Genomic DNA, 19,624 nt, shown 5'->3' with positions numbered 1-19,624 from the left:
CCATCGACATTTACTAGGACGTCCTAGTAAATTCGATGGTATGGACGCTGACGCGATCGAGGAAGGCCGCCGCCGCTGGCAGGCCCGTTACGACAAGGCCCGCAAGCGTGACGCGGACTTCACCACACTCTCCGGGGATCCCGTGGAACCCGCGTACGGCCCCCGCCCCGGGGACACGTACGAGGGATTCGAGCGGATCGGCTGGCCCGGCGAGTACCCCTTCACCCGGGGGCTCTACCCGACCGGCTACCGCGGCCGGACCTGGACCATCCGCCAGTTCGCCGGCTTCGGCAACGCCGAGCAGACCAACGAGCGCTACAAGATGATCCTCGCCGCGGGTGGCGGCGGGCTCAGCGTCGCCTTCGACATGCCGACACTGATGGGCCGCGACTCCGACGACCCCCGCTCGCTCGGCGAGGTCGGGCACTGCGGCGTGGCCATCGACTCCGCCGCCGACATGGAGATCCTCTTCAAGGACATCCCGCTCGGCGACGTCACGACGTCCATGACGATCAGCGGACCCGCCGTCCCCGTCTTCTGCATGTATCTGGTCGCCGCCGAGCGTCAGGGCATCGACCCGGGCGTGCTCAACGGCACGCTCCAGACCGACATCTTCAAGGAGTACATCGCGCAGAAGGAGTGGCTCTTCCAGCCCGAGCCCCATCTGCGCCTCATCGGCGACCTGATGGAGCACTGCGCCCGCGACATCCCCGCCTACAAGCCGCTCTCCGTCTCCGGCTACCACATCCGCGAGGCCGGGGCGACGGCTGCGCAGGAGCTCGCGTACACCCTCGCAGACGGCTTCGGTTACGTGGAGCTCGGCCTCTCCCGCGGGCTGGACGTCGACACCTTCGCGCCCGGTCTCTCGTTCTTCTTCGACGCGCACCTCGACTTCTTCGAGGAGATCGCCAAGTTCCGCGCGGCCCGCCGCATCTGGGCCCGCTGGATGAAGGAGACGTACGGCGCCAGGACCGACAAGGCGCAGTGGCTCCGCTTCCACACCCAGACCGCCGGTGTCTCGCTCACCGCCCAGCAGCCGTACAACAACGTCGTACGGACGGCGGTCGAGGCGCTCTCCGCGGTCCTCGGCGGCACCAACTCGCTGCACACGAACGCCCTCGACGAGACCCTCGCGCTCCCCTCCGCGCAGGCCGCCGAGATCGCGCTGCGCACCCAGCAGGTGCTGATGGAGGAGACCGGCGTCGCCAATGTGGCCGACCCGCTGGGCGGTTCCTGGTACGTCGAGCAGCTCACCGACCGGATCGAGGCCGACGCCGAGAAGATCTTCGACCAGATCAAGGAACGCGGCGCCCGGGCCCACCCGGACGGGCAGCACCCCATCGGGCCCATCACCTCCGGCATCCTGCGCGGTATCGAGGACGGCTGGTTCACCGGCGAGATCGCCGAGTCCGCCTTCCGGTACCAGCAGTCGCTGGAGAAGGGCGACAAGCGCGTCGTCGGCGTCAACGTCCACCACGGCTCGGTCACCGGCGACCTGGAGATCCTGCGGGTCAGCCACGAGGTCGAGCGCGAGCAGGTCCGGGTGCTCGGCAGCCGCAAGGACGCCCGCGACGACGCACGGGTCAAGTCGGCGCTGGACGCGATGCTGGCCGCCGCCCGCGACGGCTCCAACATGATCGGGCCGATGCTCGACGCGGTACGGGCCGAGGCGACGCTCGGCGAGATCTGCGGGGTTCTGCGCGACGAGTGGGGCACCTACACGGAGCCGCCAGGCTTCTGACGGGCGCGGGGGAGGGCCTCGCCGCCCGGCCGGTCCCCGCCCTCGAACGTCAGCGTGAACAGCGCTCCGCCGCCCGGCGCCGCCCGTGCCGTCAGATCCGCGCCATGAGCCCGGGCGATCTGCCGGGCCATGGCCAGTCCCAGCCCCGAGCCCGGCAGCGCACGGGCCGCGTCGGCGCGGTAGAAGCGGTCGAAGACGTACGGGAGGTCCGCCGCCGCGATCCCGGGACCGTGGTCGCGGACCGTCACCTCCAGCCCGTCCCCGAACGCGGTCAGAGCGATCTCCACCGGGGCGCCCGGCGGGCTGAACTTGGCCGCGTTGTCCAGCAGATTGGTCAGCAGCCGACTCAGGCGGGCGGGCACGCCGGGCCGGGTCATCTCCGCCGCCGGGGGCGCGATCTCCAGCAGGAAGTGGGTCTCCGGCCAGTGTGCCCGGGCCGTGGTCACCGCATGCCCGGCCAGGTCCGCGATGCGTACCTCCTCCAGCAGCGGCAGCGGCTCCTCGTCCCGGGCCAGCTCGATCAGGTCGTTCACCAGGCCGGCCACCTCGCGGATCTGCCGGCCCAGCGCCTTCGCCGCCCGGTCGCGCTGCGCCGGCGTCAGCCGGTCGGCCCGGGCCAGCAGCTCCGCGTTGGTGCGCAGCGCGGTCAGCGGGGTCCGCAGCTCGTGCGAGGCGTCCGCGACCAGCCGGCGCTGGGCGGTCACCGACTGCTCCAGCTCACCGAGCATCGTATTGAAGCTGGCCGCCAGCCGGGTCACTTCGTCCTGGCGCCCCGGCGGCCCCGGCGGCAGCTCGATGCGGTGGCGCGGGTCCCGGGTGGCCGCGATCCGCTCGGCGGTCGAGGTCAGCCGGGCCACGGGTGCCAGGCCGGTGCGGGAGACTCCGTAACCGAGCGCCGCCGCCAGCAGGACGCCCGCCCCGCCGACCGCCGCCAGCAGTACGGCAGCCTGCCGGACGCCCTTCTCCACCGGGTCCGAGCGCAGCGCCACCTGGAGCGCCCGCCCGTCACCGAAGCGAGTCGTGAGCATCCGCAGGGGCTGCCCGAAGCGGGTGATGTTGCTGAAGTACGGGGCCCGGTCGCCCGCCGCCACCTCTCGTACCGGAGCGGAGACCGGCAGCGGATAAGCCTCGCCCGGGTCCGCCGCCGGGGCGGCCGGGACCACCTGCGCGCAAGCGGGCGCGGAGAGGTACCGGCACTCGCCGGCCAGTACCTGCGGGCCGCCGCCCCGGTTCTCCTGGATCAGCCGCGTCGCGGACTGCGTCAGATTCAGGTCCAGCTGGTGCAGCAACTCGTAGCGGATCACGAAGAAGGCGGCCGTGCACACCCCGACCGCGACCAGTGCCACCGCCGCCGAGGCCGCCAGCGCCAGCCGTGTACGCACCGGGCGCCGACGCCGCCACCGGGCGCCCAGCCGGCGCACCCCGCTCATGCCACGTCCAGCCGATAGCCGAGACCGTGCACCGTGTGGACGAGCCGCGGTTCACCGCCCGCCTCCAGTTTGCGGCGCAGGTAACCCACGTACACCGCGAGCGAGTTGGAGTCCGGCCCGAAGTCCTGCCCCCAGACGCGCTCCAGGATCATCGCGCGGGGGAGCACCTGGCCCGGGTGGCGCAGGAGCAGTTCCAGCAGGGCGGCCTCGGTGCGGCTGAACTCCATTGGGCGGCCCGCTCGTCGCCCCGTGCGGGCCACCGGATCCAGTGTCAGGTCCGCGAAGGACAGTTCCGCCCCGTCCGCCGCGGGCTGGGCGGCCCGCCGCAGCAACGCCCTGACCCGGGCCACCAGTTCGTCCAGCGCGAACGGCTTCACCAGATAGTCGTCGGCGCCCGCGTCCAGGCCGTCGACGCGCTCGCTGACGGAGGCCAGGGCGGTGAGGACCAGGACCGGGGTCCTGTCCTCCATCGCGCGCAGCCGACGGCACACCGCGAGCCCGTCCAGGACCGGCATCATCACGTCCAGGACCAGCGCGTCGGGCTGCCAGGACGCCACCGCCGAGAGCGCGGCCAGGCCGTCGCCGACCCCTCGTACCTCATACCCCTCCACGCTCAGCCCGTCCTCGACGGCGGCCCGCACTTCCGGCTCGTCGTCGGCCACCAGAATCCTGTTCATACCCCGAAGGATGCCAAAGCGGACTCTTAGAACCTTCTTAAGCCGCTTCCCGAGAGTGGTGGCCATGCGCACACCACTCTCCGTCGTGATCGGTGCGGGCGGCACCGGCGGCCACATCTATCCAGGGCTCGCTCTCGCCGAGGCCCTGCGCCGCGCCGACCCGGACGCGGTCATCTCCTTCGTCGGGACCGAGCGGGGCCTGGAGACGACCCTGATCCCGGCGGCCGGATACCGGCTGCACACCGTCGACATGATCCCCTTCGACCCCGCGCTGGGAGCCAAGCGCTTCCTGCTCCCGGCCGCCCTCCTGCGCTCCGGCGCCCAGTGCCGGTCCATTCTGCGCACCCAGCAGGCCCAGGTCGTCGTCGGCATGGGCGGCTACCCGAGCGCCCCCGCCGTCCTCGGGGCCCGGATGGCCGGGCTGCCCAGCGTCATCCACGAGTCCAACGCCGTCCCCGGCCGCGCCAACCAGTTCGCTGCCCGGCTCACCGAACACCTCACGGTCGCCTTCGACGGCAGCCGCCCGCACCTGGCGGGCGGAGAGCGGGCCCGGACCGTCGGTATGCCGATCGCCGCCTCGCTGGCCGCCCTGGACCGCCCCGCGCTCCGCGACGAGGCCCGGGGCGCCTTCGAAATACCCGCCGGAGCCCGCGTCGTCCTCTTCAACGGCGGCAGCCTCGGCGCGGCCCGGCTCACCGCGGCCGCGGTCGGCCTCGCCGCCCGCTGGCGCGACCGCCGGGACGTCCACCTCCTGATCAAGACGGGTCCGGCGGCGCTCGCGGAGACCCGACAGCGGCTCGCCGACGCGGGCGCGGGCCCGGTCGCGCAGGCCGTCCCCTACCTGGACCGGATGGACCTCGCCTACGCCGTGGCCGATCTGGTGGTCTGCCGGGCCGGGTCCGCCACGATCGCCGAACTCGCGAGCACCGGGGTGCCCGCCGTCCTCGTGCCGTACCCGCACGCCCCCGGCGACCACCAGACCCACAACGCCCGGGTGCTGTCCGATGTGGGTGCCGCATACCTCGTACCGGACGCCGAAACCACTGCCGACCGGCTCGCCGCCGTCGTCGAGCCGCTGCTCACCGACCCAGGCAGGCTCGCCGCGATGGGCCGCGCCGCCGACCCCGGCAACCATGCGCGGGCTGCCGACCTGCTCGCTGCCACCGTCATCCGCCTCGCCACCGCCCAGTAACCCCGCCCACCGCAAAGGAATTCACCGCATGAGCACCGACCGCAACAGCCGCAGCATCGACTGGAAGGGCCGCACGGTCCTCGTCACCGGCGCCGAGGGCTTCATCGGCTCCACCCTCGTGGACCTGCTCGTCGAACGCGGCGCGCACGTCCGCGCGTTCGTCCACTACAAGCCGTACGCCGAGAAGGGGCACCTCGCCCGCTACCTCGACGACCCGCACAGCCCCGTCGAGATGATCGCCGGGGACATCGGTGACGCGGGCCGTGTGATGGACGCGGTCGCGGGCTGCGACACGGTCTTCCACCTCGCTGCGCTCATCGGCATCCCGTACAGCTACGACGCGCCGGCCGCGTACGTCCGCACGAACGTCGTCGGGACCGAGAACATCGCCGAGGCGTGCCGCCGCCACTCGGTGCGCCGCCTGCTGCACACCTCCACCAGCGAGGTGTACGGGAGCGCGCTGACCGCCCCGATCAGCGAGAGTCACCCGCTCCAGCCGCAGTCCCCGTACTCCGCCTCGAAGATCGGCGCCGACATGATGGCGCTCTCGCACTGGCACGCCTTCGAGCTTCCGGTGACCGTCGTCCGCCCGTTCAACACCTACGGCCCGCGCCAGTCCGCCCGAGCGGTGATTCCCACGATCCTGGCCCAACTGCACGCGGGCGCACGGGAGATCCGCCTCGGCTCACTGACCCCCACCCGGGACTTCACGTACGTCACCGACACCGCGGCCGGATTCCTGGCGCTGGCCGACTGCGACCGGGCCCTGGGCGAGAGCGTCAACCTCGGCACCGGCCGGGAGATTTCGGTCGGGGACCTGGCGAAAGCCCTGATCGCCGCGTCCGGTCGGGACGCGGAGGTGGTGGTGGACCCGGCGCGGCTGCGGCCCTCCGGCAGCGAGGTCCAGCGGCTGCTGTCCGACAACACCCGGGCCCGCGAGTGGGCGGGCTGGCGGCCCGAAGTCTCCCTGGAGGAGGGCCTGGAGCGGACCTCCGCCTGGGTGGAGAAGCACCTCCACCTCTTCGCGCCGGGGCGCTATCAGGTCTGAGCCCCTGCCAGCCCGAGCAGCAGCACAGAGGTGAAGCTGCGCGCCCACTCGGCGTCCACCGGCTCGGCGCTCACCAGCGTCCGGTGCACCACGGCACCGGCGATCACATCGAAGATCAGGTCCGCGTTGCGGGCCGCCGTCTCGGCATCGTCCTCGTACGACAGCTCGCCGCGGGCCTGGGCGCGTTCCCGGCCGAGGACGACCAGGCGCTTCTGCCGGTCCACGATGGCCGACCGGATCCGCAGCCGGAGCGAATCGTCCCGGGTGGACTCCGCGACCACCGCCATCAGCGCGGTGCGGGTCTCCGGCCGCTCCAGCAACGCGGCGAACTGGAGCACGACGCCCTGCACATCGGCCGCCAGGCTGCCCCGGTCGGGGAGCTCCAGCTCGTCGAAGAGGACCGCGACCGCGTCAACGACCAGCTCGTTCTTGCCTGCCCAGCGCCGATAGAGGGTTGTCTTCGCGACCCCCGCCCGGGTCGCCACATCGCCCATGGTCAGCTTCGACCAGCCGAGATCGACCAGGGACGCCCGGGTCGCTTCGAGGATCGCGGCATCGGCTGCGGCACTGCGCGGACGTCCTGTCCGGGAGGGGGTTTGGTCGCTGTGGCTCAGCATGCGGTGACCATACCGGTCAGTAGCAAGAACGGGACGGCCCCGGTGTTCGTGAGACAGATCACCGGGATCATCTGTTCGAGAGAGCCTATTGGCAGTTACGCTACGGGTCGTAGCGTAAGGAAGGCGGCCAAGACGCCGCGTCCCGCGCCACGAACGAGCGACAGCCACAGGCGCCGGGTGGGGACCCGGAGCCGCACCAGGCACTGGGCGGGGGCCCAGCTGCCGAACCAGGGTCTTTCAGGGGCCCACCGGGGGTTCTTTTCGGCCCCTTCCGGGGTCCTTCGCGGGGCCCGGGACCGTGTCTGTCCGCCCGCCCCGCACACCGGCCGGGGTCGCGGACCGATCCGGTTCCCGTCTCGCTTTCCGTATCGGCGTGCCAAGGGGGGAGGATGTACGTATGCAGCCTAGGAACATGTCCATGAGCGGCGTCGTCGACCTCGCCGCGGTGAAGGCGGCCGGCGAGGCCAAGGTGAAGGCGGAGCAGGCCCGTGCCGAGGCCGCCCGGCAGGGTGGTGGCGGTGCCGTGCCGCCGTCCGCCCTGGTGATCGATGTCGATGAGGCGGGCTTCGAGAGCGACGTCCTCCAGCGCTCCGCCGAGGTCCCGGTCGTCATCGACTTCTGGGCCGAGTGGTGCGAGCCGTGCAAGCAACTGGGGCCGCTCCTGGAGCGCCTGGCCCATGAGTACAACGGCCGCTTCGTGCTGGCCAAGGTCGATGTCGACGCCAACCAGATGCTGATGCAGCAGTTCGGCATCCAGGGCATCCCGGCGGTCTTCGCCGTCGTCGCCGGGCAGGCCCTTCCGCTCTTCCAGGGCGCGGCCCCCGAGGCCCAGATCCGGCAGACGCTCGACCAGCTGATCCAGGTCGGCGAGGAGCGGTTCGGGCTCACCGGAATCGTGGTCGACCAGGACGCGGCCGTCGCCGAGGGGGCCGGCGAGGCTCCTGTCGAGGAGCCCGCCGGTCCGTACGACGCCCTGCTCGAAGCGGCCGTACAGGCCCTGGACGCCAGCGACTTCACCGGTGCCATCGAGGCGTACAGGAACGTCCTGTCCGACGACCCGGCCAACATGGAGGCCAAGCTCGGTCTCGCCCAGGCCGAACTGCTCGCCCGGGTCAAGGACATGGACCCGCAGCAGGTCCGCAAGGACGCGGCGGAGAACCCGGCCGATGTCACGGCGCAGCTCGCGGCCGCCGATCTGGATCTGGTCGGTGGTCATGTCGAGGACGCCTTCGGGCGACTCGTCGAGACGGTGCGCCGTACTTTCGGCGACGACCGGGACGCGGCGCGGGTGCGGCTGCTGGAGCTGTTCGAGGTGATCGGCCCCGACGATCCGCGGGTCGGCGCCGCGCGTACGGCGCTGGCGCGGGTCTTGTTCTGATGTGACAACGCGGCCGTGGCACCCCCGGGGTGCCACGGCCGTTTTCGCGATCAGGCGATAAGAGACGGCCCCGCTTTACCAAATCTTGATAAAAGTACGGCCTGTTACTCGCAGTAAATCACTCCCCGGGATCTGTCCGTATAAAGGCCCCGATTTTCCCTTTCGTCCTTCCGCTCGACGCCACCCTGTGTGGCCGGGTGGTATCAGCGGGTCGCGCGTCGGTTATCGGGCCGTTACTAGCGAGTAACGAACCCCCTTGTGTCACGGGCGGGAATGCACCACGATCGGCCAGGCTCGGTCCAATAACGCCGCCCCGGCTGCCAGTCGGCGCGGCGGCCCTGTTGGGTCCCCACCGAGTGGGTCGGCGGCAGTGGCGCCGACTCCGGACAGGGGGGTTCCTGCCGTCCGGCAGGGCCTGTCCGAACAGGTTGCGCGAATGCGTGGCCAGTGGTTGTCGCTCGGGGGTGATCGCCGGTGATTCGGACGCGGTTCCTGCCTCCGTACGCGGGCGCTCTCCTTTCCGAGGACGTAGCACTTCTCCCATCCCAGGACGGGCCCTCGCCCGTACCGGAGATGTACGTCCGAGAAGGAGGAAAATTTATGAGTTCCCAGGTTCGTGGCGGCACCAGATGGAAGCGTTTCGCTCTGGTCATGGTGCCGAGCGTCGTGGCGACCGCCGCAGTGGGTGTCGGTCTCGCGCAGGGCGCCCTCGCGGCGTCGTTCAGCGTGTCCGGCCAGAGCTTCAAGGTGCACGCGGACAAGCTCGTCGGCCACAACTTCGTCCAGTACGGCAGCATCGCCACCGGCAAGGACCTCAAGGGCAATGACGCGGCGCACGCCGTGGCCGTGTCCGGCTTCAGTGACGCCACGATCACCAACATGTGCCAGTCGGTGGTCACTCCGAACCTTCCGTTTGGTCTCGGCAATGTCACGCTGCAGCTGAACGCGGGTACGAACCCGAAGAAGCCGGTCAAGGCGACCAACCTGTACCTGGATATCGCCGAGCTCGACGCCGACGCGTACTTCGAGAACATCGACATCGGTGTGGCGGCCGGTTCCGTCGGCAAGCCCGGCATCCAGTCCGGTACCGAGAAGGCCGTCAACCCGAACGGCTTCGCGCAGCGCGCCGAGACGGCCGTGCTGAAGGACGTGAAGCAGGAGGCGTGGGCGACCACCGCGGGCACCTTCAAGCTCAGCAACCTGAGCCTGCGGCTGCACAGCGGCGTCAAGGAGTGCTACTAAGCGCTCGCCCGGGTGGCCGGAGCGCTCCCTCGGGGTCTCCGGCCGCCCACCCTTTTCTCTTCTCACAGCAGTACCGGTTCCAGGGAGCTGTTTTCCATGAGCCCCGAGTCCACAGGGCAGAACGAGCACTACCTCCGCGTCTTCCGGCGGGGATTCCGCACCTGGCGGGGTAACCGGCCGTTCTGGGCGGGCCTGTTCACCATGGTGGGTGGTCTACCCATCGCGTACTTCCCGTACGCCAACATGCACCTCGGCAACATCACGCTGGCGATGTCCACGACCGCCGGTGCGGGATCGCTGATCATCGGGGTCCTGCTGATCACGCTGGGCCTCACGATGTGGTTTCACCACATCGTGAGAGTGTTCGCGGGAGTCGCCGCGATCCTGCTGGCGCTCATCTCCATACCGGTCGCCAACATCGGCGGATTCCTGATCGGCTTCCTGTTCTCCCTGCTCGGTGGGGCGCTCTCCATATCCTGGGCCCCGGGCGAGCCGAAGCCCGACCCCGCGGATGCCGGTGCGGAAGGCTGGACGTCCAAGGACGCCGGTCCCGGGACGCAGGAGCCCGAACCCGAGTTCCACAGCACGGCAGCGGTGCCCCAGCAGCAGCCGGAGCAGTACGACACGACAGTCGAGGCCGACGGCGGGAGGCATCGTGCGGGGTGACGAGACGCAGCTGAACTCGACCGGGGAGGACCTCCGGACGAGAAGCGGACCGCGCCACGCGGCCCCCAGGAAGTCGTTGCTGACGAAGCTGCACATACCCGCGGGCAAGGCCTTCGCGCTCGCCGCGATGCCGACGGCCGTCTTCGTGGGCATGGGGCTCACGCCCAAGCTCGCGCTGGCCGACGACAGCTCGGACATTCCCTTCGCGCCCGGCCCCTGCGTGACCCGCTCCGACGAGCCGAGCGAGTCGCCGTCCCCGTCCGCATCGGAGACCAAGTCCCCGTCCCCGTCCGCCACCGATTCCGGTGACACGGGCGACACGGCCACACCGGAGCCCTCGGCGACCCCGTCGGCGAGCGACGCGGCGAAGCCGGAGACGAAGGCCGCCGACGCACCCGCGGCCTCGCCGAGCGCCTCGCCCACACCCACGAAGTCGACGAACCCGCTCGACCCGCTGGGCGTCGGTGACGCACTCAAGGACCTCTTCGACGGACCGGACAAGGAGACGGCGAGCCCGTCCCCGAGCGCCACCACCGCGTCCCCCAAGCCGTCGCAGAGCTCCACGACCGAGCCTGCGGAAAAGGCTACGGACGCCGCGAAGGAGACGGCCGACAAGACCGCCGCTGCCATCCGCGAAGCCGCCGACAAGGCCGGCAAGTCGGTCGAGGAGCTCGACGACAGCGCCAAGGGGCTGGACGTCAAGAAGGACGAGGACATCCCGGACGGCGCCAAGGAGCGCTTCCCGTGTCCGACCGCCGACCCCGAGGCACTGGCCGCCGCCGACCTCGAAACGGGCATCCCGCTGCTCCCCACCGACCCGTGGATCCTGGACAGTTCGCTGCTCACCCTCAACGGGCTCGACTACAAGGGCATCGTCGAGGTGAAGACGCAGGACGGCACCATCAAGAAGGTGCTGAAGTTCACCGCGAGCTCCGTCGACATCAAGGACCTTCACCAGCTGACGGTCGGTCCGAACGGGACCACGGCCCACGTCCAGGCGCGCAAGGGCTCCACGTCCACCATCCGCAACGGCACCGTGACGATGTACACGGAGGAGCTGAAGGGCAATCTCTTCGGCCTCATCCCGGTCACGTTCAGCCCGCAGACACCGCCGCCGCTGAACGTCCCCTTCGCCTTCTTCACCAAGGTCAAGGTGACCCAGGCCGGCCAGTTCGGCGGCTCGCTCACGGTGCCCGGGCTGCACAACTACTTCACCGGCGGCAACAGCTAGCCGACACCGACCCGTTCGGGAGCCGCACAACGACTGTGGCCCGCACCCCGTTGTTCAGGGGTGCGGGCCACAGTCATGTGCTCACTTCTCCGTGGCGCGTTCTTCGCACTCGTGGAAGATAGCCGCAGTGGCCACTTCTTCGTTCCCGACGATCCGTTCCGGGCAGCCGGCGGAGAGGCCGAGGCGTGGCGGGAGTTGGCCGAACGGCTGCCCTGACACATGACAGTGCTCCGTCTTCCGTGTGAGAGGACGGAGCACTGTTCATGTCCGGGTGAAGGCCACGAACACGTCAGTCGCGCGCCCCGCCCCCCACGTGGTGCACCCGCACCATGTTCGTCGTGCCCGGGATGCCGGGAGGCGAGCCGGCCGTGATGACCATCGTGTCGCCCTCGTTGTAGCGGTCCAGCTTCAGGAGCTCCGCGTCGACCAGGTCCACCATCGCGTCCGTGTTGTCCACGTGCGGTACGACATGGGCCTCGACGCCCCAGCTCAGTGCGAGCTGGTTCCGGGTGGACTCGTCCGTGGTGAAGGCCAGGATGGGCTGCGCCGCACGGTAGCGGGAGAGGCGGCGGGCCGTGTCACCGGACTTGGTGAAGGCGACCAGTGCCTTGCCGTTCAGGAAGTCCGCGATCTCGCAGGCGGCACGGGCCACCGAACCGCCCTGGGTGCGGGGCTTCTTGCCCGGCACCAGCGGCTGCAGGCCCTTGGAGAGCAGCTCCTCCTCGGCGGCGACGACGATCTTCGACATCGTCTTGACCGTCTCGATCGGGTACGCGCCCACGCTGGACTCGGCCGACAGCATGACCGCGTCCGCACCGTCCAGGATCGCGTTGGCGACGTCGGACGCCTCGGCGCGGGTCGGCCGCGAGTTGGTGATCATCGACTCCATCATCTGGGTCGCCACGATCACCGGCTTGGCGTTCCGCCGGCAGAGCTCCACCAGGCGCTTCTGCACCATCGGGACCTTCTCCAGGGGGTACTCGACGGCCAGGTCGCCACGGGCGACCATCACACCGTCGAACGCCATGACGACGCCCTCCATGTGCTCGACGGCCTGCGGCTTCTCGACCTTGGCGATGACGGGGACCCGGCGGCCCTCCTCGTCCATCACCTTGTGGACGTCCTTGACGTCATTGGCGTCCCGTACGAAGGAGAGCGCCACCAGGTCGCAGCCCATCCGCAGGGCGAACCGCAGGTCCTCGACGTCCTTCTCGGACAGGGCCGGGACGTTGACCGCCGCGCCGGGCAGGTTGATGCCCTTGTGGTCGGAGATGACACCGCCCTCGATGACGATGGTCTTGACCCGGGGGCCCTCGACCGCGACGACCTTCAGCTCGACGTTGCCGTCGTTGATCAGGATCGGGTCGCCCTTGGCGACGTCGCCGGGCAGGCCCTTGTAGGTCGTGCCGCAGATCGACTTGTCACCGGGGACGTCCTCCGCGGTGATGGTGAACTCGTCCCCGCGGACCAGCTCGACGGGGCCCTCGGCGAACTTCGCCAGGCGGATCTTCGGGCCCTGGAGGTCGGCGAGCACACCGACCGCGCGGCCGGTCTCGGCGGCGGCCTTGCGGACCCGGTCGTAACGACCCTGGTGCTCCTCGTGGCTGCCGTGACTGAAGTTGAAGCGGGCCACGCTCATGCCGGCCTCGATCAGAGCGACGAGCTGCTCATGGGAGTCGACGGCGGGACCGAGTGTGCAGACGATTTTGGAACGGCGCATGAGGCGGATCCTATCGGTTTGTTTCGCTACGGAATATTCCGTCTGGTGGAAGGTACAAAGGGGCGCGGGGGTGCTCAGTTGTGGGCCTGTCCGACGAGTGCGAAGGTCTGGACGGCGATCTCCAGTTCCTCGTCCGTCGGCACCACGGCGACCGCGACCCGTGCGTAGTCCGGCGAGATCAGCCGCGGTGCGCCGGACCGTACGGCGTTCAGATCCGCGTCCACCGCCAGGCCGAACTCCTCGAGACCGGTGATCGCAGCCTCCCGTACGGGCGCCGAGTTCTCCCCGACCCCCGCCGTGAACACCACGGCATCCACCCGCCCGAGGACCGCCGAATAGGCGCCGATGTACTTCTTCAGCCGGTGCACATAGATGTCGAACGCCAGCGCCGCACGCTCGTCGCCCTCGTCGATCCGGCGCCGGATCTCCCGCATGTCGTTGTCGCCGCAGAGCCCGACCAGACCGCTCTTCTTGTTGAGCAGTACGTCGATCTCGTCCGTCGACATCCCGGCCACCCGCTTCAGGTGGAAGGTGACGGCCGGATCGACGTCGCCGGAACGCGTGCCCATCACCAGCCCTTCCAACGGGGTCAGCCCCATCGAGGTCTCCACGCACCGGCCGCCCGCCACCGCCGACGCCGAGGCGCCGTTGCCCAGGTGCAGCACGATGACATTGACCTCCTGCGGGGTGCGTCCCAGCAGCTCGGCGGCCTTGCGGGAGACGTACGCGTGCGAGGTGCCGTGGAAGCCGTAGCGCCGGATGCGGTGCGCGTCGGCGGTCTCCACATCGATCGCGTACCGCGCCGCGTACTCCGGCATCGTCGTGTGGAACGCCGTGTCGAAGACCGCCACCTGCGGAAGGTCCGGGCGCAGGGCCTGGGCGGTACGGATGCCGACGATGTTCGCCGGATTGTGCAGCGGGGCCACCGGGACCAGGCGCTCGATCTCCTTCAGCACCTCGTCGTCGATCACCACGGGCTCGGTGAACCGCAGCCCTCCGTGCACCACCCGGTGGCCGATCGCCGCCAGCGCGGGGGAGTCCAGACCGAGTCCGTCGGCCGCCAGTTCCTCGGCCGCCGCCTTCAGCGCGGCCTCGTGATCGGCGACCGGGCCGATGCGCTCGCGCGGTTCGGCGCCGCCGACCAGCGGGGTGTGCACCAGCCGGGAGGTCTCCTCGCCGATCCGCTCGACCAGTCCGACCGCCAGCCGGGAGCGGTCGCTCATGTCCAGGAGCTGGTACTTCACCGACGAGGAGCCGGAGTTGAGAACGAGTACGCGATTCGCGGCCACGGTGGAGGAGCCTTCTGCGGTCGGGGTGGTCATGCGGTTCGCTCCTCGCCCTGTGCCTGGATCGCCGTGATGGCCACGGTATTGACGATGTCCTGGACGAGCGCGCCCCGGGACAGATCGTTGACGGGCTTCCGCAGCCCCTGGAGCACCGGCCCGACAGCCACGGCGCCCGCCGAGCGCTGCACGGCCTTGTAGGTGTTGTTGCCGGTGTTCAGGTCCGGGAAGATCAGCACCGTCGCCTGACCCGCCACCTCGGAGCCGGGCAGCTTTGTCGCGGCGACGCTCGGCTCCACCGCGGCGTCGTACTGGATCGGACCCTCGATCCTCAAGCCCGGCCGGCTCTCGCGCACCCGGTCCGTCGCCTCGCGCACCTTGTCGACATCGGCGCCCGAACCCGAGGTGCCCGTCGAGTACGACAGCATCGCGATCCGCGGCTCCACGCCGAAGCGGGCGGCGGTCGCGGCCGACTGCACCGCGATGTCCGCGAGCTGCTCGGCGTCCGGGTCCGGGTTGACCGCGCAGTCGCCGTACACCAGGACCTTGTCGGCGAGGCACATGAAGAAGACGGAGGAGACGATCGAGGCGTCCGGCTTCGTCTTGATGATCTCGAACGCGGGGCGGATCGTCGCCGCGGTGGAGTGCACGGCCCCGGAGACCATGCCGTCCGCGAGCCCCTCCTGAACCATCAGGGTGCCGAAGTAGTTGACGTCCGCGACGACGTCGTACGCCAGCTCCACCGTGACCCCGCGGTGCGCGCGCACCTGTGCGTACCGCTCGGCGAACGCCTGGCGCAGCTGTGAGCTCTGCGGGTCGATGAGCTGCGTACCGGCGAGATCGATGCCGAGGTCGGCGGCCTTCTTACGGATGACGTCCACGTCGCCGAGGAGCGTGAGGTCGCAGACATCGCGGCGCAGCAGTACGTCCGCGGCGCGCAGCACCCGTTCCTCGGTGCCCTCCGGCAGGACGACCCTCCGCCGGTCGGCGCGGGCCTGCTCCAGCAGCTCGTGCTCGAACATCATCGGGGTGACGCGGCCGCTGCGGGCCACCGAGATCCGGTCCAGCAGGGCGCCGGTGTCCACATGGCGCTCGAAGAGGCCCAGCGCGGTCTCCGCCTTGCGGGGCGTCGCCGCGTTCAACTTGCCCTCCAGTGCGAAGAGTTCACCAGCGGTGGGGAAGGAGCCGCCGGCCACGGAGACGACCGGGGTACCCGGTGCGAGTCTCGCGGCCAGCCTGAGTATCTCCTCGCCGGGGCGTTCGTTCAGGGTCAGCAGCACACCCGCGATGGGCGGGGTCCCGGCGCTGTGCGCGGCCAGCGAGCCGACCACCAGATCCGCCCGGTCCCCGGGCGTGACCACCAGACAGCCCGGTGTCAGCGCCTTCAGCATGTTCGGCAGCATCGCACCGCCGAAGACGAAGTCCAGCGCGTCCCTGGCCAGCCCGGAGTCGTCGCCGAGCAGCACCGTGCCGCCGAGCGCCGCGGTGATCTGGGCGACGGTCGGCGCGGAGAGCGCCGCATCGTCCGGCAGGACGGAACAGGGGACGGGCAGCCGGGCCGCCAGCCGTTCCGCGATGACATCGCGGTCCTCGGCCGCCACCCGGTTCACGATCATCGCGAGGACATCGCAGCCCAGGCCGGCGTACGCCCGGTAGGCATTGTGGGTCTCGGCCCGCACGGACTCCGCCGGCTGGCCCTTCCCGCCGACCACCGCGATGACCGAGGCGCCGAACTCATTGGCGAGGCGGGCGTTGAGCGCCAGCTCGTCGGGGAGCTGAGTGGCGGCGAAGTCGGTGCCGAGGACCAGCACCACCTCGTACTTCCGGGCCACCTGATGGAAGCGTTCGACGAGCCGGGAGACAAGTTCGTCCGTACCCTGCTCCGCCTGGAGCGCGGACGCCTCGTGATAGTCCAGCCCGTAGACCGACGCGGGATCCTGGGAAAGCCGGTATCGGGCCCGCAGCAGCTCGAAAAGCCGGTCGGGTCCGTCGTGGACGAGCGGCCGGAACACCCCGACCCGGTCCACCTGACGCGTCAGGAGCTCCATGACTCCCAGATCGACGACCTGGCGGCCGTCTCCCCGGTCGATCCCGGTCACGTACACGCTGCGCGTCACGCGTGCTCTCCCGTCCATTTTTGCGGTTTGGGATGGTATTGCCATGTTGACGATACCTGCGGGGGCCAAGGCGCCGCCCGCCGGGCGAAAGACCCTCCGCGAAGGGCCGTAGGACCCCCGCCCGTCCGGCCGGACCGCCGCCCGATTCACTGCCGCATCCGGCGGAACACCCGTGCGGGAATCCCCGGAGCGGCCGAGAACGCGAGGTCCAGACCTGACGTGGGACAATCGTTGTGGCTCACGGTACGGGGGATTCTGTAGTCGCCCCCGAAATGCACGGCACTAGCGAGCAGGAGATACAGCACGATGCGCATCGGAGTTCTCACCGCAGGCGGCGATTGCCCAGGCCTGAACGCAGTGATCCGGTCGGTCGTCCACCGTGCCGTGGTGGGGCACGGTGATGAAGTCATCGGCTTCGAGGACGGGTTCAAGGGACTCCTCGACGGCCACTTCCGCCCCCTCGATCTCAACGCGGTCAGCGGCATCCTCGCCCATGGCGGCACCATTCTCGGCTCGGCCCGGCTGGAGCGCGACCGGCTGCGCGAGGCCGCCGAGAACTGCGCCGAACTGAGCCGCCGCTACGGCATGGACGCCCTCATCCCGATCGGCGGCGAAGGCACCCTCACCGCCGCGCGGATGCTGTCGGACGCCGGAATGCCCGTCGTCGGCGTCCCCAAGACCATCGACAACGACATCTCCGCCACCGACCGCACCTTCGGCTTCGACACGGCGGTGGGCGTCGCCACCGAGGCCATAGACCGCCTCAAGACCACCGCCGAATCGCACCAGCGGGTCATGGTCGTCGAGGTGATGGGCCGCCACGCCGGCTGGATCGCGCTGGAGTCCGGAATGGCGGGCGGCGCGCACGGCATCTGCCTTCCCGAGCGCCGCTTCCAGGTCGAGGACCTGGTCAAGATGGTCGAGGAACGCTTCGCACGGGGCAAGAAATTCGCGGTCATCTGCGTCGCCGAGGGCGCGCACCCGGCCGAGGGCTCCATGCCGTACGCCAAGGGCGAGATCGACCAGTACGGCCACGAGCGTTTCCAGGGCATCGGCAACCGGCTGGCCATCGAGCTGGAGACCCGGCTCGGCAAGGAGGCCCGGCCGGTCATTCTCGGCCACGTGCAGCGCGGCGGCACGCCGACCGCGTACGACCGGGTGCTCGCCACCCGCTTCGGCTGGCACGCGGTGGAGGCCGCGCACCGGGGCGACTTCGGCCGGATGACGGCTCTGCGTGGCAACGACATCAAGATGGTTCCGCTCGCGGACGCCATCACCCAGCTCAAGACGGTGCCGGCGGACCGGATGGACGAGGCGGAGTCGGTCTTCTGACCGCGGACGCGCGCGGCAGCGTCACAAGCAGTGGCCGGCGGCCCTGACCGTCCCCCCGTGGACGGTCAGGGCCGCTTGCCGTTCCCCCAGCCCTCGGGGCCGTTCCGGAAGGTCAGGGCCGGACGGGCCGTGGTGCCAAAATCCACTCTTGAGTCGGCGGCCCGGATCAACAAGGCTTATCCCTGTCCCGGACATGTCCCAACTCTGTCCGGGCGCGGATCCCAGGGGAGGGACACAGCACATGGTGGTCGAGGGAAGGGCTCCGGATCCTCGGGAGGCGCGGAGTGCGGCCGAGTTCATCGCCCTGTTACAGGTGCTCAAGGACGCGTCCGGTCTGACGTTCCGCGAGCTGACGCTGCGGGCTGACGCGGTCGGGGACGTCCTGCCGCGCTCCACGATCGCCAACATGCTCGGGCGTACGTCGGTCCCGCGCGAAGAGCTCCTCGCCGCTTTCGTACGGGCCTGCGGCTGCGGGCCCACGGAGATCGAGGACTGGCTCGGCGTACGCAAGGAACTCGCCGTGCACGGGCAGCGGGCCGCGACAGCTCAGGCGGCCGAGGACGAGGGCGGCACGGAGGAGGAGGCCGAGGAGGTCCCGGGGGCGTCGGCCGAGGAGTCGCCCGAGCCGCCCGCCGGCCCGCCCCCTGCCCGGCGTCGGCCCCGGACCTTCCTGGTGGCCGCCGTCTCCCTCCTGGTGCCGGCCGCCGCCGCGGTGACCGTCGCCCTCCTCGTACGCGACGAACAGCCAGGACCCACCCCTGTCGCCGGACCCGTGGCGGGGCGGACGGTGCAGATCCGGTCCGTCCACTCCGGGCTCTGCCTCTCCGAGAAGCGGGGAACCGACAGCGGCCGGATCCACCAGGTGCCGTGTGACGAGGAGACGATCCCGGCCTTCTCCCTCAAGCCGCTGGGCGACGACGTCTGGCGGATTGTGACCGACCACCCGGACTTCGGCCCCGGCTGCACAGGTATCTGGGACGGGATGCGGGAGGCCGGAGCCTTGATGCAGGACCAGGAGTGCGGCAAGCGCGGCGACGCGGAGGCGTTCTGGATCGAGCCGCAGGGCCATCCCGTCAAGGGCTACCGGATCCGTCCCGCCCACACCCACCTGTGCGTCGGCGCCAAGGCGGGCAGCAGCAAGCCCGACGCCGAGATGGTGCAGATGGGCTGCGACGGGGTGGACCTCGGGGTGGACCGGGGAAGCCTGTTCTCCTTCGACCCGGTGGCCTCGGACGCGGCCGGCGGCTGAGAACAGCACGGCCACCGGAGCCCCGGTGGCTCAGACGCTCGTCCCCTGCACCCCCGCCGTCCGCCAGAACCGTTCCACGATCTTCGCCAGGAACTCCCGCCCCGCATCGCCCGTCGACCCCGCCCGCTCCGTACCCGTGCTGCTCCAGCTCAGCGTCGACACCATCAGTGCCTGGTAGTCGGCGTGCAGCTGTTCCAGTACGTCCTGCAGGAACCCGCGCTCCAGCGGCACCAGCTTCGCCACCGGCCGGACATGGGCCTGCCAGCGCGTCGTCACCGCACCGCGCAACAGCTCCGCCAGCTCCTCGTCCCGGCCCGACACCGTCACGACCCCGGCGGCCGTCAGCCCCAGTACCTCGCTGAGCACCGCGGACTGGCGCTCGTTGCCGCGCCAACGCCCCGCCTCCTCCATCCGCAGATACGCGGAGGCGGTCAGCCCCAGCAGACGCGCCAGCTCGTCGACGGCCAGCTCCCGGGCCACCCGGTGCTCCCGCAGAGTGCGCGCGGCGGTCAGCAGCTCGCCCGGCGAGCACCACAACACCCCGGCCAACGCCGTGAGTTCGTACTCGCTCGGGACAGCGAGCCCGCGCTCCCAGGCGGCCACCGTCTCGGCGCTGATACGGAGCCCGTACTGGGCTCCGAGACCATAGGCGACATGGCCTGGAAGCATCCCCAGGGCCTCGCGGAGTCGACGCGCGGCGG

17 protein-coding genes are annotated in these 19,624 nt (G+C 70.5%); 10 read left to right on the top strand and 7 right to left on the bottom strand.

Features of this window, described 5'->3' with window-relative positions:
- The first annotated feature begins 40 nt into the window (after window positions 1-40).
- Window positions 41-1,741, top strand: coding sequence for a methylmalonyl-CoA mutase (locus NRF20_RS14895; protein ID WP_413752725.1), 1,701 nt, complete (start codon window positions 41-43; stop codon window positions 1,739-1,741).
- On the opposite strand, the gene NRF20_RS14890 is transcribed toward NRF20_RS14895, so the two are convergent.
- Window positions 1,717-3,171, bottom strand: coding sequence for a sensor histidine kinase (locus tag NRF20_RS14890; RefSeq protein ID WP_413752724.1), 1,455 nt, complete (start codon window positions 3,169-3,171; stop codon window positions 1,717-1,719). The genes NRF20_RS14895 and NRF20_RS14890 overlap by 25 nt on opposite strands.
- The gene (locus NRF20_RS14885) at window positions 3,168-3,848 is read right to left on the bottom strand and encodes a response regulator transcription factor (RefSeq protein WP_413752723.1); all 681 of its coding nucleotides are present in this window, start codon (window positions 3,846-3,848) and stop codon (window positions 3,168-3,170) included. The genes NRF20_RS14890 and NRF20_RS14885 overlap by 4 nt, the downstream gene beginning before the upstream one ends.
- Window positions 3,849-3,912: 64 nt before the next feature.
- Here NRF20_RS14885 and NRF20_RS14880 point away from each other — a divergent pair, with 64 nt between their 5' ends.
- Together NRF20_RS14880 and NRF20_RS14875 are read left to right on the top strand one after the other, a co-directional pair.
- On the top strand, window positions 3,913-5,040 hold the full coding sequence (locus tag NRF20_RS14880; RefSeq protein WP_413752722.1) for a UDP-N-acetylglucosamine--N-acetylmuramyl-(pentapeptide) pyrophosphoryl-undecaprenol N-acetylglucosamine transferase: 1,128 nt from the start codon (window positions 3,913-3,915) through the stop codon (window positions 5,038-5,040).
- A gap of 28 nt (window positions 5,041-5,068) precedes the next feature.
- Complete coding sequence (locus NRF20_RS14875; RefSeq protein WP_398633740.1) at window positions 5,069-6,088, top strand: GDP-mannose 4,6-dehydratase; 1,020 nt, start codon at window positions 5,069-5,071, stop codon at window positions 6,086-6,088.
- Here the strand turns inward: NRF20_RS14875 and NRF20_RS14870 are convergent.
- Window positions 6,079-6,705 (bottom strand): TetR/AcrR family transcriptional regulator, encoded by a 627-nt coding sequence (locus NRF20_RS14870; protein ID WP_413752721.1) that lies wholly within the window; start codon window positions 6,703-6,705, stop codon window positions 6,079-6,081. The two genes, NRF20_RS14875 and NRF20_RS14870, sit on opposite strands and share 10 nt — an antisense overlap.
- A gap of 397 nt (window positions 6,706-7,102) precedes the next feature.
- Between NRF20_RS14870 and NRF20_RS14865 the strand changes: the two genes are divergently transcribed.
- From NRF20_RS14865 to NRF20_RS14845, 5 genes are all read left to right on the top strand, one after another.
- Window positions 7,103-8,083 carry a tetratricopeptide repeat protein gene (locus NRF20_RS14865; protein WP_413752720.1) on the top strand — a complete coding sequence of 327 codons (981 nt, stop codon included), beginning with the start codon at window positions 7,103-7,105 and terminating at the stop codon, window positions 8,081-8,083.
- A gap of 600 nt (window positions 8,084-8,683) precedes the next feature.
- A complete protein-coding gene (locus NRF20_RS14860; protein ID WP_413752719.1) occupies window positions 8,684-9,325 on the top strand; it encodes a DUF6230 family protein in 642 nt (213 codons plus the stop codon).
- Window positions 9,326-9,421: 96 nt separating this feature from the next.
- A complete protein-coding gene (locus NRF20_RS14855; RefSeq protein WP_413752718.1) occupies window positions 9,422-9,991 on the top strand; it encodes a DUF6114 domain-containing protein in 570 nt (189 codons plus the stop codon).
- Window positions 9,981-11,222, top strand: coding sequence for a hypothetical protein (locus NRF20_RS14850; protein WP_413752717.1), 1,242 nt, complete (start codon window positions 9,981-9,983; stop codon window positions 11,220-11,222). The genes NRF20_RS14855 and NRF20_RS14850 overlap by 11 nt, the downstream gene beginning before the upstream one ends.
- A 75-nt stretch (window positions 11,223-11,297) precedes the next feature.
- Window positions 11,298-11,438, top strand: coding sequence for a hypothetical protein (locus tag NRF20_RS14845; RefSeq protein ID WP_398634837.1), 141 nt, complete (start codon window positions 11,298-11,300; stop codon window positions 11,436-11,438).
- Window positions 11,439-11,511: 73 nt separating this feature from the next.
- On the opposite strand, the gene pyk is transcribed toward NRF20_RS14845, so the two are convergent.
- The 3 genes from pyk to pta form a co-directional block, all read right to left on the bottom strand.
- Window positions 11,512-12,942: a pyruvate kinase gene (pyk, locus tag NRF20_RS14840; RefSeq protein ID WP_398634838.1), complete on the bottom strand. Its 1,431-nt coding sequence runs from the start codon at window positions 12,940-12,942 to the stop codon at window positions 11,512-11,514.
- A gap of 74 nt (window positions 12,943-13,016) precedes the next feature.
- A complete protein-coding gene (locus NRF20_RS14835) occupies window positions 13,017-14,264 on the bottom strand; it encodes an acetate kinase (RefSeq protein WP_413752716.1) in 1,248 nt (415 codons plus the stop codon).
- A complete protein-coding gene (gene pta, locus NRF20_RS14830) occupies window positions 14,261-16,342 on the bottom strand; it encodes a phosphate acetyltransferase (protein ID WP_413752715.1) in 2,082 nt (693 codons plus the stop codon). The genes NRF20_RS14835 and pta overlap by 4 nt, the downstream gene beginning before the upstream one ends.
- Before the next feature lie 306 nt (window positions 16,343-16,648).
- Between pta and NRF20_RS14825 the strand changes: the two genes are divergently transcribed.
- Together NRF20_RS14825 and NRF20_RS14820 are read left to right on the top strand one after the other, a co-directional pair.
- Window positions 16,649-17,674: an ATP-dependent 6-phosphofructokinase gene (locus NRF20_RS14825; protein WP_093897439.1), complete on the top strand. Its 1,026-nt coding sequence runs from the start codon at window positions 16,649-16,651 to the stop codon at window positions 17,672-17,674.
- A 241-nt stretch (window positions 17,675-17,915) separates the two neighbouring features.
- Window positions 17,916-18,923, top strand: coding sequence for a hypothetical protein (locus NRF20_RS14820; protein WP_413752714.1), 1,008 nt, complete (start codon window positions 17,916-17,918; stop codon window positions 18,921-18,923).
- 30 nt (window positions 18,924-18,953) lie between these two features.
- On the opposite strand, the gene NRF20_RS14815 is transcribed toward NRF20_RS14820, so the two are convergent.
- Complete coding sequence (locus tag NRF20_RS14815; RefSeq protein ID WP_266365231.1) at window positions 18,954-19,592, bottom strand: XRE family transcriptional regulator; 639 nt, start codon at window positions 19,590-19,592, stop codon at window positions 18,954-18,956.
- Window positions 19,593-19,624: the final 32 nt, after the last annotated feature.

It is taken from the genome of Streptomyces sp. R-74717, assembly GCF_047305335.1.
Taxonomy (GTDB): Bacteria; Actinomycetota; Actinomycetes; order Streptomycetales; family Streptomycetaceae; genus Streptomyces; species Streptomyces atratus.
Note: the sequence above shows the minus strand (reverse complement) of the source record. Positions and strands in the feature narration are given on the sequence as shown.

What these genes read in the sequence shown, in the direction of transcription:
- NRF20_RS14855 (WP_413752718.1), top strand. Translation starts at nt 9,422, where the DNA reads ATGAGCCCCGAGTCCACAGGGCAGAACGAGCACTACCTCCGCGTCTTC.
- NRF20_RS14895 (WP_413752725.1), top strand. Translation starts at nt 41, where the DNA reads ATGGACGCTGACGCGATCGAGGAAGGCCGCCGCCGCTGGCAGGCCCGT.
- NRF20_RS14890 (WP_413752724.1), bottom strand. Translation starts at nt 3,171, where the DNA reads ATGAGCGGGGTGCGCCGGCTGGGCGCCCGGTGGCGGCGTCGGCGCCCG.
- NRF20_RS14845 (WP_398634837.1), top strand. Translation starts at nt 11,298, where the DNA reads ATGTGCTCACTTCTCCGTGGCGCGTTCTTCGCACTCGTGGAAGATAGC.
- NRF20_RS14870 (WP_413752721.1), bottom strand. Translation starts at nt 6,705, where the DNA reads ATGCTGAGCCACAGCGACCAAACCCCCTCCCGGACAGGACGTCCGCGC.
- NRF20_RS14820 (WP_413752714.1), top strand. Translation starts at nt 17,916, where the DNA reads ATGGTGGTCGAGGGAAGGGCTCCGGATCCTCGGGAGGCGCGGAGTGCG.
- NRF20_RS14880 (WP_413752722.1), top strand. Translation starts at nt 3,913, where the DNA reads ATGCGCACACCACTCTCCGTCGTGATCGGTGCGGGCGGCACCGGCGGC.
- NRF20_RS14825 (WP_093897439.1), top strand. Translation starts at nt 16,649, where the DNA reads ATGCGCATCGGAGTTCTCACCGCAGGCGGCGATTGCCCAGGCCTGAAC.
- NRF20_RS14875 (WP_398633740.1), top strand. Translation starts at nt 5,069, where the DNA reads ATGAGCACCGACCGCAACAGCCGCAGCATCGACTGGAAGGGCCGCACG.
- NRF20_RS14835 (WP_413752716.1), bottom strand. Translation starts at nt 14,264, where the DNA reads ATGACCACCCCGACCGCAGAAGGCTCCTCCACCGTGGCCGCGAATCGC.
- NRF20_RS14865 (WP_413752720.1), top strand. Translation starts at nt 7,103, where the DNA reads ATGCAGCCTAGGAACATGTCCATGAGCGGCGTCGTCGACCTCGCCGCG.
- NRF20_RS14860 (WP_413752719.1), top strand. Translation starts at nt 8,684, where the DNA reads ATGAGTTCCCAGGTTCGTGGCGGCACCAGATGGAAGCGTTTCGCTCTG.
- NRF20_RS14885 (WP_413752723.1), bottom strand. Translation starts at nt 3,848, where the DNA reads ATGAACAGGATTCTGGTGGCCGACGACGAGCCGGAAGTGCGGGCCGCC.
- pyk (WP_398634838.1), bottom strand. Translation starts at nt 12,942, where the DNA reads ATGCGCCGTTCCAAAATCGTCTGCACACTCGGTCCCGCCGTCGACTCC.
- NRF20_RS14815 (WP_266365231.1), bottom strand. Translation starts at nt 19,592, where the DNA reads ATGCTTCCAGGCCATGTCGCCTATGGTCTCGGAGCCCAGTACGGGCTC.